This is a genomic window from Lysinibacillus composti (assembly GCF_016908465.1).
Lineage (GTDB): Bacteria > Bacillota > Bacilli > Bacillales_A > Planococcaceae > Ureibacillus > Ureibacillus composti_A.
The window spans coordinates 1-13332 of the sequence record NZ_JAFBDY010000018.1; the positions used below are offsets into that span (position 1 = coordinate 1).

10 protein-coding genes and 1 riboswitch are annotated in these 13332 nt (G+C 36.4%); of the genes, 2 read left to right on the forward strand and 8 right to left on the reverse strand.

Going from position 1 to position 13332, the window contains the following annotated elements; all coding sequences use genetic code 11:
• Window positions 1–150: 150 nt before the first annotated feature.
• The 7 genes from ltaS to JOD29_RS15435 form a co-directional block, all read right to left on the reverse strand.
• On the reverse strand, window positions 151–2109 hold the full coding sequence (gene ltaS / locus JOD29_RS15405; RefSeq protein ID WP_124766409.1) for a lipoteichoic acid synthase: 1959 nt from the start codon (window positions 2107–2109) through the stop codon (window positions 151–153).
• A 465-nt stretch (window positions 2110–2574) separates the two neighbouring features.
• Window positions 2575–3396, reverse strand: a complete 822-nt coding sequence (locus JOD29_RS15410; protein ID WP_124766408.1) for a cobalamin-binding protein — start codon at window positions 3394–3396, stop codon at window positions 2575–2577.
• 14 nt (window positions 3397–3410) lie between these two features.
• Window positions 3411–4925 (reverse strand): cobyric acid synthase, encoded by a 1515-nt coding sequence (locus JOD29_RS15415; RefSeq protein ID WP_124766407.1) that lies wholly within the window; start codon window positions 4923–4925, stop codon window positions 3411–3413.
• A 28-nt stretch (window positions 4926–4953) separates the two neighbouring features.
• Window positions 4954–5493 (reverse strand): cob(I)yrinic acid a,c-diamide adenosyltransferase, encoded by a 540-nt coding sequence (locus JOD29_RS15420; RefSeq protein WP_124766406.1) that lies wholly within the window; start codon window positions 5491–5493, stop codon window positions 4954–4956.
• Window positions 5494–5628: 135 nt separating this feature from the next.
• Window positions 5629–7062 (reverse strand): ABC transporter ATP-binding protein, encoded by a 1434-nt coding sequence (locus JOD29_RS15425; protein WP_124766405.1) that lies wholly within the window; start codon window positions 7060–7062, stop codon window positions 5629–5631.
• 6 nt (window positions 7063–7068) lie between these two features.
• Window positions 7069–8133 carry a FecCD family ABC transporter permease gene (locus JOD29_RS15430; protein WP_124766404.1) on the reverse strand — a complete coding sequence of 355 codons (1065 nt, stop codon included), beginning with the start codon at window positions 8131–8133 and terminating at the stop codon, window positions 7069–7071.
• Window positions 8096–9085: an ABC transporter substrate-binding protein gene (locus JOD29_RS15435; protein WP_124766403.1), complete on the reverse strand. Its 990-nt coding sequence runs from the start codon at window positions 9083–9085 to the stop codon at window positions 8096–8098. The genes JOD29_RS15430 and JOD29_RS15435 overlap by 38 nt, the downstream gene beginning before the upstream one ends.
• Window positions 9086–9265: 180 nt before the next feature.
• Window positions 9266–9458, reverse strand: a riboswitch (cobalamin riboswitch).
• Between the two features lie 232 nt (window positions 9459–9690).
• Between JOD29_RS15435 and JOD29_RS15440 the strand changes: the two genes are divergently transcribed.
• The gene (locus JOD29_RS15440) at window positions 9691–10305 is read left to right on the forward strand and encodes a phosphatase PAP2 family protein (RefSeq protein ID WP_124766402.1); all 615 of its coding nucleotides are present in this window, start codon (window positions 9691–9693) and stop codon (window positions 10303–10305) included.
• 249 nt (window positions 10306–10554) lie between these two features.
• Window positions 10555–11766: an IS110 family RNA-guided transposase gene (locus tag JOD29_RS15445; protein ID WP_124766401.1), complete on the forward strand. Its 1212-nt coding sequence runs from the start codon at window positions 10555–10557 to the stop codon at window positions 11764–11766.
• A 488-nt stretch (window positions 11767–12254) separates the two neighbouring features.
• Here the strand turns inward: JOD29_RS15445 and JOD29_RS15450 are convergent, their stop codons facing one another.
• Window positions 12255–13301, reverse strand: coding sequence for a site-2 protease family protein (locus JOD29_RS15450; RefSeq protein WP_124766400.1), 1047 nt, complete (start codon window positions 13299–13301; stop codon window positions 12255–12257).
• Between the last annotated feature and the right edge of the window lie 31 nt (window positions 13302–13332).

Genomic DNA, 13332 nt, shown 5'->3' on the forward strand with positions numbered 1-13332 from the left:
GCTTAAAATAAGACTGAAAAATACCCGAAAAATCTCAAAAAGACAAAAGGCCTTCAGAATGAAACCATTCTGAAGGCCTTTTGTCGACAATCTGAGGAGGCTATTCACTTAAGAATAGCCTCCTTTTTCGTTAGAAGAGTTCTAACTCCCCTAATTATTCACTTCTTCTTCAATTGTTTCTTTATTATAATTGTACTGCGATGGATCAACTGGTGTAAATTCTACTGGTGTATAGAATCTCAATAAGTCACCATTTACTACTTTATCAGATAACTGTAATTTATAATCCACTTCTTTTTTGAGGTGATCCGCAAGTTCCACTTGACCCTCATCTAGTGGTAAACCAGTTGTTGCATTGTATAGCTTTTCATCAATCGAGTAGATTGTTGGACTTACAAAATCACCATTTCTAAATGCCACTACTTCATTATGTTCTTTTGATAATACATCTGTACCAAATTGAACATATTTTTGTGAATCGACACCTAATAAGTGTAATAAAGTTGGAAGAATGTCTACTTGACCTCCGTAAGTATGATTAACTCCACCTTCCATTCCCGGCATATGAATAAAGAATGGAACACGTTGTAATTTAGCACTTTCAAAAGCATCAATTTCTTTTCCCATTACTTCTGACATGGCTTTATTATGATTCTCTGAAATACCATAATGGTCACCATACATAACAATAATACTGTTTTCATATAAGCCAGACTCTTTTAAATCAGTAAAGAATTTTTCAATGGCTTCATCGGCATAACGTGCTGTTTGGAAGTAATTATCCACACTTGCATCACCTGTAGCACCTTTACCAATTGTAGTTAAATCTTGATCAATCTTATATGGATAGTGGTTTCCAACCGTAATAAACTTCGTATAGAACGGTTGTGGTAATGTTTTTAATAAATCCATTGACTGATCAAAGAATGGTTTATCTAACAAACCATATTCAGCCATATCATCTTTCGAGCTTGTATCATAATATTCAGCATCAAAGAAGCGATCATAACCGAATGATTTGTATATTTCATTGCGGTTCCAGAAACTTCCACCATTACCATGGAATACTGCTGAAGTATAACCTTTGTCTTTTAATATTGCAGGAGCAGCTTGGAAGGTATTTTGACCCTTCGTAATAAATGCTGATCCTTGTGGTAAACCAAATAGTGAATTTTCTAGCATAAATTCAGCATCTGAAGTTTTACCTTGAGCTGTTTGATGGTAGAAGTTATCAAAATACAGCGTATTCGGATCTTTTGTTAACGAATTTAAGAATGGCGTTACTTCTTCACCGTTTAATTGATAGTTGATAATAAAGTTTTGTAATGATTCTAAATGTAAATAGATAACATTTTTACCTTCAGCTACACCAAAATATTTTGGATTTGGTTCAGCATAGTTGGATTTTGTATAGTTAATGACTTCTGTAATATCATTACTATCGGCTAAAGCTCTTTGTGAAGATACTTTTATACTTTCCACAGTGTCGTAAATCGTATAGTTGTACATTCCTAAATATTTAACGATATAGTTTCGATCAAAACCACGAGTTAATAGTTGTGGTCGATCCGCTTCTGCTAATCCTAAATTTAATGCAGAGAACCCTAATGTTAGAGTAATAACAGCAATTGCCTTTTTATATCCAACTGCACTCGTATCTTTTTTCACCTTTTTCGATACAACTAGGTAAATCAATAAGAATGCATCAATAAAGAATAAGAAATCGTAAGGCTTTAGTAACGAAAGTATACTACCACCTAAGTCACCAAAGTTTTGTGTTTGATAAATAGTTGGTAATGTAATGAAGTCACTAAAGAATCGATAATAAACAATATTTGCATATAAAAGAATCGACATTAGGAAGTAAATGACGACCAGAGATGTATATCGTCTGCGTCGTTTAAAAAGGAATGCAAAGCCTAAAAAAGCAAGTGCTGATCCTAATGGATTTATAAATAAAAGAAAGTGTTGAAGAGTCCCTTCTACACCTAATTTAAATTGCGTTATCTGAGAAATATATGTTTTAATCCATAACATAAAAACTGCTAATAAATATAGTCCAGAAAACCTGCTCAAAAGACCAGTTTCTTTATTATATAAATTCTTCAATTTTTTTACACCCACCTTCAGTTAAGTAAAAACTTTACAAAAGCAAAACGTAAAATATATATTAACTTAGTAAAATATAATTTATTTATTTTTTCGAGCTGCTATATAATAAACCCAGTTCTCACTTTTGTCAAGTCTAGTCAGATCCTACGAAATTAATTAGTATTACTGAGTCTCTGAACAATGATACTACCTAATCCTATTTTTATCTACCTCATAAATTTTCCGTTTTTAGGAATGACAATAATCGGCTAACTTTGCACTTCCTAACACATCTAAAGAATTCCAATTAACACTTCTAAAGAATCTTAATTAAACTGCCCTATTCACAGAAATTAATTGTAAAAACTTTAAAATAAAAAAGTTCAACCCGAGTTGTGTAGGCTGAACTATATATATTAAAACGTATTAAGTTTTATTTGGTTCCGAAATCAAACTTTTTCTGATTTGAAACGTCTAAATATTTCATGCGTCTTCCAATAATGGGTCACTTTCCTCATTAAATGGTGGATAAATATTAGGGTGAAGAATACTTGCAATTTTACTTAAGCCGAGAAGCAGTCTTGGTGAAGGTCTACAAAACAATGGTTCATCTAATATATATAAACGATTGTCTTTAATTGCTTTCATTTGCTCTGCTTCCACGCGTTTTAGAATCACTTTGGGATTCACCTTTTCTTTTTGTACCCCAACCCAAATGACACAGAAAACATCCGGACTTCTTCTTTTTACCTCTTCCCAATCTGTTTTCACACTAGACTCGGGCTCGTCTGCGAAAATGTTTTTACCACCAGCAAGCTCACTTATTTCCGTAATCCAATTTGTTGACCCAGGTGTAAAAATTGGTTTGGCCCACCATTCCCAATAAAGAGTTGGCCTCTGTTCTACTTTCTGAGATAAGTTCCTATAATTTTCAAGAATTAAATGATATTTCTCAACCAATTGCTTTGCTTTATCAGAAGTTTTCGTGACTTCTCCAACAAACAATATACTTTCCCCTACCTCTGTTAGTGTCTTCGGATTTGGAACAATGACAAAGGGAATGTTTCGCTTTTCTAACTCTTCAATATTGCGTTCCATTCCTGGGACACTAAGGGATGCTAACACTAGGTCTGGTTGGAGCTCTTCCACTTTGTCCATATCAATATTCAAATCCGGACCTAATCTCGGCAGGCTAAGAACATTCTCTGGCCAATCGGAATAGTTATCAACTCCAACAAGCGAACAAGTCAATCCTAAATATGCGAGTAATTCAGTATTACTTGGACATATGGAAATCAATTTCATATCAAATCCACTCCTTATTGATCATGCCCTTCTTGAAAATCCGTTATCATTTGATAAATTCGTTCTAACTGAATATTTTCCCTAACAACGTTAGCCAATAAATCAAAGCCCTCTTCTTTTTTCTGCGCAAAAGAAGATCGATTCAGAATGGGCTCTAGCCCTTTCTTTCCTCTTATTTCATTTAAGATTGCTTCTCTAAAATGATCATTATGGAAAATGCCATGTAAGTAAGTACCAATTACTTTCTGATTAGGCGTGATTACACCATCGTTTTTATCCATTAACCTAATAAAAGGCTGATATCCCGCTTCAAAGTGAGATTCGCCCATATGAATCTCATAACCTGAAACAGGGATGCTATCTTCTCCAAAATGAGCAACTCCTTCAGATCGAACTGTTGTCTTATGTTTAGTCATAACAGTCTTCATCGGAATCAATCCTAATCCTTCAACCTGCTGATGTGTTGACTCCACTTCATATGGATCACTTATGCTTTCACCCAACATTTGATATCCACCACAAATTCCAAAGACCGTTAAATCATTCTCATCCACTAGATCGTTGATTCGATTTGCTAGGCCTGTTTTGTTTAAAAACATCATATCTTCAATTGTATTTTTACTTCCCGGCAATATGAGTAAGTCAGGCTCCCCTAATTCTTGTACAGATTTCACATAACGAACGTGGCAATCTTCTTCTTCAATGAAAGGATCGACATCAGTAAAGTTTGATATCAACGGGAAACGGATGACGGCAATATCAAGGTCCTTCGAAGTATTTTTTTGGGATGAATAGCTGTCTAATACCACCGAGTCTTCTGCTTCAATGAGTAAGTTATTTATGTATGGAACAACCCCTAATACCGGAACACCCGTGTATTCTTCAAACCAAGTAAGCCCAGGCTGTAATAAGGAAACGTCTCCTCTAAATTTATTGATGATGACCCCAATTACTCTTTTACGGTCTTCCTGTTCAAGTAGCTGCAACGTTCCAACTAAACTTGCAAAAACGCCACCCTTTTCAATATCCCCAACTAAAATAACTGGTGCGTTGGCAATTTGGGCAACACGCATATTCACAAGCTCTCGATCGTTTAAATTTACCTCTGCAGGACTCCCTGCCCCCTCAATGACAATTTGTTCATAGCTAGAAGCCAATCTTTTGTACGATTCTTTAATTAATTTTAATCCATCTTCAAAAAAATCTTGACGATACTCGCCAGCCTTCATATTTTTATACGGCTTACCGTGAACAACAATTTGAGAGTTGTATTCCCCACTCGGCTTTATTAAAATTGGATTCATATCAGTGGACGCTATGATGCCTGAAGCCTCAGCTTGTACCCCTTGAGCACGACCAATTTCTTTTCCATCCAATGTAATATAAGAATTTAACGCCATGTTCTGTGATTTAAAAGGTGCTGTTTTAAATCCGTCTTGAACGAAGATTCGGCACAAAGCGGTAACAAGTGCACTTTTGCCAGCATCTGAATGTGTCCCTTGAATCATTAAAGGAACGCAACTTTTCATAAGGATTCCCCCCTACCCTTTATATAGACTAAAATTCTATCCCTTTAACAGCTGGTATACCTTCATCGTAATAATGTTTTTCTGCTTCAATTACTGAAACTAAATCCGCTATATCTTTTATTTCTTTCTTTGCATTTCTTCCTGTAATGACAAGATGGACGTGAGTTGGTTTGTTTTTAATTAAATCAATTACCTCTTCAAGTGGTAGCACATCGTCAATTGGGAATGTGTCAATTGCTAAAGCATTATTCAGTTCATCTAAAATTACTAAGTCATACTCGCCACTCATTACCGTTTCCTTTGCGATTGGCCAACCAAGCTTCAACGCTTCTCGATGTTCCTCAGGTGTTTTAGTCCAAGTAAAACCAATTCCTAGCTGAACCATTTCAACCCCTAGCTTTTTTAGTGCAATTTGTTCACCGTAAGAACGTTGAGGTGATTTGATAAACTGAAATATCTTTGCATTTAGCCCTCTTCCAACCGCACGAAGAGTTAGCCCTAAAGCTGAAGTCGTTTTCCCTTTTCCATCACCTGTGTAAACAAGTGTTAACCCTCTTTTTTGACCCATGTAAATTACCTCCCACAATTTCTATTCTCTAAACCTTCTATCCACTGCCATATTACAGATCACCTAGCAAAATCCTCTTACCACTATCAGTTCCTTCAATAGCAATATTGGGCTCATCATTACTTACTTTCACTTTTAATGTAGCTGTCTGTTTTGCTTTTTAAGTACCTTTTGTACGGCACGATACACCAATTGGCTAATCGCGTTTCCAATATCTGATTGGGAATCAGCAGTTGATATTTTCTCTCCTTGCTGAGTCAGACCAAGAAGTAACGTATCATTTGAAGAAGGGAATTCTTTAGCACCATGTTCTTGTAACGCTTTCACTTTCCCCTCTGTTGCCAACATGGATCCATTTACAAGAGCACCATCTGTAAAATGAGCATCTATGAACAGCATAATGTTGATTGTATGTTTCGGTTGATCTGATTGAGGGTCTATTAGAATGTCTCCATTTGCTGTTCCTACCGTCACGATTACCATCATTTGAGTAGCACCGATTTCTTCTAAGATGATGATTTCCTCTAGATTCCCCTCTACAATCATGCCAGCTGCTTGCTCATACGGTATTAAGTTATTTTCTAACCATTTTTGCAACTTGGCTTTCGAGTCGAAGGAAACTCTACTTTCCGCCTCATACACATGACTAAAATGTTTTAACCACTGAATCCCATCACCTAAAACACAATTACTAATCGTCCTTAGAGCCTTCTTAAATTCGATATGAATAGAATGATTGTCTTGGTTTATTTCAAAAGATCCTTCAAAGTTCAGGAATTCCCCTGCTTTCGCATAGTTTGGCGTCATAAGAAGCTGTGGTTTCGGGACAGTTGGATGTGATTGGGCGTTCACTTGAACCTGGTAAACCTTCTGCAACTGTTCTACTTTCCTTAACATTTCTACATCTCCAACTTCTAAAAGGCTCCCTTCATGTAAAAGTGCAAAGCGATCTGCATACAGCGAAGCTACATTCAAATCATGTAAGATCGCAAAGACGGTTAACCCCATTGTTTGCTGCCGTTCCTTTAACAAATCTAAAAGTTGAAAAGTATGTTTAATATCTAGGTGATTAGTTGGTTCATCTAGAAGTAAAAGCTCTGGCTCCTGTGCTAATGCTTTAGCAAGTAATACTCGTTGCTTTTCCCCTCCACTAATCATACGGAATTGTTTTTTTCGAAAGGCACTGACTTTTGTAATGTCCATTACCTCTTCGATTATTTTCCGATCTTCCTTTGAAAGGTTTTTCAAGATCCCTTTTTGATGAGGATAACGACCAAGACTTACAATTTCTTCAACCGTATAATCAAAGGATACACTAGCCTCCTGTGATAAAACGGCCACCTTCTTTGCTTTTGCAAGTTTTGAATAAGTTGAAATCTCTTTACCATCTAACAAAATGTTCCCACTTTTTTTCTGCAACTGACCTGTTATCAATTTAAAAAGTGTCGTTTTGCCACTTCCATTTGGCCCAAGAAGCGCAAAAAACTCGCCTCTTCGAATTTCTAAATCCAATCCTTGAATAATTGGGGAATGGGTGTAACCACCTGTTAAGTTGTGAACTTTAATCATAACTATTTATTCCCTCTTTCCTAATCGTTCTCTAATTAAAAGAAATGCAAAAACAGGTGCACCAATTAAAGCCGTAACAACACCAATTGGAAGTTCATTTGGAGAAATCAATGTTCTAGCTAGTAAATCTGCTAAAATTAAAAATGTTCCTCCCGTTAATAGCGAGAGTGGAAGAACATGACGGTGGTTCGGACCAATGACAAGGCGGACGAGATGTGGAATAACAAGCCCCACAAATCCAATAGAACCTGAAACAGCAACTGAAGCTCCAGTTAGTAAAGAAGCACCAACTAGTACGAATCTCTTTCCTTTTTTAACATCCACGCCAATATGATCTGCAGCTTCCTCACCTAGAGCTAGTGCATTTAATTCTCGATAGTGATAGAAAAGAATAAACGCACCTATTATCATAAACGGTATGATCAGTTGAACATATTCCCATCCCCTCATACCGACACTTCCATATAGCCAGTACATAATTTGTGTCATCGCATCTTTGTCCCCTAACGAAATAATTAAAGAGACGAGTGCACCAATAAAGGAGCTGACAATGATACCGGCTAACACAATCGTTTCAACCGCCAAACTTCTACTACTTAAACGTACAAGTCCAAAAACGACAAGTAATGTGAGTAACCCACTGATAATCGCTACAACCGGTAATGTAAAACTACCTAATCCGATAATTGTAATTTGAAAAAATATAACAATAACTGCACCTAAAGAGGCACCAGATGAAACACCAATCGTATATGGGTCAGCTAGTGGGTTACGTAAAAGCCCTTGAAAAGCTGCACCCGCTAACGACAGAGATGCACCTACACAAAAGGCTAAAAGAACCCTTGGCAAACGAATATTCCAAATAATCATTACCTCATTTTTAGGAACATTTTCTAGCCAACCGCTATTTAAAGTATTTCCTAAAATAATATGTAAAATTGTAGGTACTGGAACTTGTACACTACTTACAAATAAGGCAAGAAGGCTCGTACAAAGTAAGAGCCCTCCGCTTAAAATATATAGCCAACCTATATTATTGTTTAAAAACCTCCGGATAGATAAGTTCCGCAAGTGTCTCGACTCCTTCAACTAAACGAGGACCTGGTCGTGTCACCGTATCATTATCAACATCAAACACTTTTTTATTTTTTACAGCCGGTACTTCTGCCCACCCTTGACGTGCCAGCACTTGTTCAGAAGGGTTTTCTACATAATAGCCGTAAGTTGTAATAATGACGTCTGGGTTTAAATTGACGATTTCTTCTTCATTCATTTTAACCCAACCTTCTTGATCTTCAGCCACATTCACTGCATTGATCGACTCTAGCATTTCGTGCATAAACGTATTTTGACCTGTTGTAAAAATATCAGGCGCTGGTGAAACCTCTACCCAAACTCGTTTTTTATCCTTAATCTCTGCTGCTTTATCTTTAATTGCTTGGAGACGCTCTTTCATATCCGTAATGATTTCATCAGCCTCTTCGGTCGTTCCTGTAGCCGAAGCAATCATTTCAATTTTGTCATAAGTGTCTTCAAAGGATTCTGCACCACCAACAACAATTACATCAATTCCCGCTTCCTCAAATTGCTTTAATATTTCGGGATGTGATTCGTAATGGTAATCAGTTACAAGTGCTATATCTGGAAGAAGTGAAAGAACTAGCTCTGCATTAATATCTTGTGCACCAACCTTTTGAATTTCTAGTGCTTCTTCTGGATAGTTATCGTAATCGGATACGCCAATGATTTTATCGCCTAATCCAAGGGCAAACGCGATTTCAGTATTACTTGCTTGAATAGAAACAATAGTTTCAGGTTCTTCTTCAATCGTAACTTCACGATTTGCATCATCTGTAATTGTGACAGGGAATTGTCCACCATTAACCTTTTCCACTTCTTCCGTCTTGTTGTTTGAAGCCGTACCTTCCTCATCTTGTGTGTTTTGTTCTTGTGAACCACAGCCAACTATAACACCAATACTTAACAGAAGTACAGTGCTGAAAAACCCCCATTTTTTTAACATATCTTTTACCACCTTTATTACCTCCTTCTATTTTTTGAACATAAAAAAACGCTATTCCTTTTCGGAAAGCGTTAAGTAAAAAGGCAGGTTCATTATAAATCTAGTAATTTCTATGAATTTTTAAATAAAATACATATGTACTCGACTCTGCACTTTAAACCGTCCTTTCCTCGAGGAAGTTTAAAACAATCAAAATAGGCAGGTCTCCTGACTTACGCATCAACGATTGGTTACTCCTTCCCATGTTAAAAACACAGTGGATATTGAAACCAGTCTCCACGCTTACAGTGGCGGGACCGTGTTGGATTTACACCAACTTCCCTCTTAGTCTTAGATGAACCCCATCTAAAAAACCTATTTATTCTAATATTTAGTTATTGTCCTAAAGGCAATTATAGTAGAACCTACTCGAGTTGGCAATGTCTTCTATCATGTACTCTTTTAGCAGCACACACTCCGAACCCCAAATCACCTATTATTTAAAGATAAAAATAATTTTTAGAATGATAACAATTGCCTCATAGTAGTATTTTTCATTCACACTAAGCCATATTAAATATGTTCTTCCCTAACATTAATTTTATTCTAATACAAAGAGGATAGAAATGAACAAGTGGCATTATATATCTGCAGTTTGTGCTTTCATTATTTTCTGTATTTTATGGATGACCTATGAGACTCCTTTTATTCAAGCCTTTGATAAGGGAGCATCTGATTTATTTTATGAGCGTGAGTATATTACAGTCTTTCACTACATTGGTGAAACAAAGTTTATTTTTTCAGTGGCCATTATTCTTCTACTCGTCATTTTGATTCGACTAAAAGACTATAAATTGATGCTTTTTGAACTACTTTCAATTGGTTTTGGATATGCTTTATATCACGCTTTAAAACGGATCGTCGAAAGGCCTCGTCCAGAAATTGTAGATCAACTAAATACTTTTAGTTTTCCTTCTGGACACGCATTACATGGATTTCTGTATCTTGTCACAGTCGCATACGTATTTGAAAAGATTGTTATTTCAAAGACAACTTCCCGTATCATATGGACAATTGCAATTATACTTTTCCTATTAACAGGACTTTCCAGAATAGCTGGAGGACGCCACTTTGCATCGGATGTATTAGCTGGATGGATGCTGGGATATAGTTGGTTTATCCTTTGTGTGTGGTGGTATGAAAGTGCCTATCGTAGTCGACCTGATCGGGAGGAAATTTGAAAATAAAAACATACTAACATTAGTAGCACAAACCAAGGCCATGGTTTGTGCTACTATTTTTTATAGTAGAAGTGAAGGAAAGCCGACCAGCCTCTGGGATCAATTTAGAATCCGTAACAAAAACCGGCTAACTTCACACCCTTATGTGAATCAGATTAGTATGTTGGGTCCAAAGAGATCGTGTATAAGAAAGTGGAATCGATAAGGTACTGTGAAGACTTCTATGATTGGCTAAAAAGGAGGATATATGTGAAACATGTCATTGCGTTAGATGTAAGTAAAGGAAAAAGTACGATGGTAATTTACGATAGTTATCGTCGATGTGAGTTTGAAGGTGAATTAAATCATACACGGGTGGATTTTGAGCGATTACATACACGAATGAAAGAAATCACCAAACTTGATGGACAGGTTCCGGAGATTGTTTTTGAAGCAACAGGTATCTATTCGAAACCTGTAGAATCTTTTTTGAAAGATTATGGATATACATACAGTCGCATGAATCCACTTGAAGCGAATTTACAAATGGCAAAGATGCGCCGACACAAAACCGATCGTAGTGATGCCCATGAATTGGCCAAAACTCATTTCAAAATGGAGCGTGAATCTACTTATATTCAAGATGAGTACTATGAACAGATGCGAGCCTTGACACGTTATTACGATGAAATTGATGAAGAAATGATTTTAATAAAAAGTCGTATGCATGCGATTTTACATATGAGTTTTCCAGAATTAGAAACATTACTGACACCAGGTTCAGCACTATTTTTAAATGTAGTTCAGCTATATCCACATCCTGCACTTGTATTAGCTCATTCGAAAACTGTCATCAAGAATCGATTGAAGACAAATACGAAAAAGAATTTATCTCTTGCCCGTGCTGAGGCAAAAGCAATTGAGTTATTAGCCGCAGCTAAAAATAGTTATCCAGCGATTAAATGTACGGATGTTCGATGTGATCAAGTACGCGATTACGCAGCTCGGATAGCCGATTTAAAGGAAAAGAAGGAAGCACTCGTCAAACAAATGATTGAGTTATCGAAAGAACGCAAAGAGTATATTGTTTTACGTTCTATTCCTGGTATCGGTAATTCAACTGCTTGTAGATTAATCGGTGAAATGGGTGACATTCGCCGTTTTAAAAATGCGAAACAATTGAATGCCTATGTAGGAATTGATATTATGCGCTATCAGTCTGGGAATACACAGTACCGTGACCGCATTAATAAACGAGGAAACAAACATCTGCGAAAGATTTTATATTTTATGGTATGCGCAATGCTTATGGCAAAAGGAAAACCGAATCATTTTGTGGATTATTATTATAAATTAAAAACGCAACCTCAGAGAAAGCCTCATAAGGTTGCGATCATCGCCTGTATCAATAAGTTTCTGAAAATGACGTTTCAGTTACTGACACATGGCATCCTTTACGATTATAAGACAGCTACGAACTAAATATAATCGAATACATTTACTATAACATAACCTACCTTGCGAAAGAATGAAAAATCGTTAGGTCTTTTTAGCGTGGGAAAATTTAGTTGTAGGTGGGAGGGGTACCCCTCCCACCTACAACTAAATCATAAAATATAAAGGAAATTAATGAAATACACTTGACTAATCGTAAGAAAGAGGCTGGGACAAATCCAAAAAACTGCTGTTAATTCTAATAATGAATCCTATTAAGTATCCGGTGAGAGCGGACTAAGAGGCCAACACGACGTTGGTCATGGGAGCAAGACATGCGGACGTGGCACTTTCGCTCCCCACACAAGCCGAAAAGCCACGTGGTACGTGTCTTTACGACTTGTCTTTGAGGCCGCGTTTTTTCGGAGAATGGCTAACACTTATTGCTCTCAAACTATAAAGTATCAATATCTTATTATAGATAATTGTGGCTTTCCTTAAAAATTCTACTTATGTCCCAGCCTCTTCACAAAATATTACTCACCAATGATTGTCTTCATTGCCTCAGATTCCATAATTATCGTGTTTCCATAGTAAGTACTTGCTGCTAATACTACAACTAATCCTAAATAAATCATAAATAACTTTAGTTTCGTTTTAGTGTCAGTTTTATAATATGAGGCTGTTTGCTCAAACTCACCTTTTATTTTTTGAACCTGTTCATTAAATCGGAAGAGGAATTCATCGATTATTAATCGATCTTGTTCTTCCGTCTCTTCCAATTCTTCAACATTATTCAAAATTAGAAATACGTCTCTCAGGTGTTCGTTTATAATATTCCCTTTAAACGACCTAGCATAATAAGTAAAGTTACCAACCGAGGCATGCTCGGCGTGCTCTTTTAACTGTCTATAAATCGTCATGTAAGATGTTACTTCCTTTTCATCTTCCACTAGATTTTTTTGTTGTTTATAAATCTTATACCACTGGATTGCACCAATAATTGTTATAATGATGGCTAAAATATTAAAAGTATAAAGTGAATAGCCAATAAGGATAATTAAACCTACAGCCCATAGCTTTGTGCTGATTCCAGCAGCTATCCGTCCTCCATCTAAAGGCGTAATAGGAATTAAATTAAATAAATTTAGTAATCCCCCTAGAAAAATGACTAGCGCCCAAAAAGGATCTTCAGTATAAAAATACAATGGAAACGCTGGCAAAAAGGCAAGTAATCCGAATACTGGCCCCATATAAGCTAAATACGCCTCATCCTTCGCACTTTTTGGCATTTCCTTCATAGATATAGCAGCTCCAACAAACGGTATAAAAATCGCTGGACTAACCGGCAATTTAAGTCTTCGCGCTGCATATGTATGTCCCATCTCATGTATAAAAATTAAATATACGAATGCGGCTGCAAACTTCCACCCGTATATGAGCGCATACATCCATAAGTAGATTGCCATACTGATTAACGTCTGCAACTTTAATATCTTCAATATTACGAGTAAAAATTTTAGTTTTGATAAAATTAATAACCCTGTACCAACCAAGACTCCCCATGTTTTTTTGTTTTTCAATGATCACTTCACCTCACAACTTCATATGGTT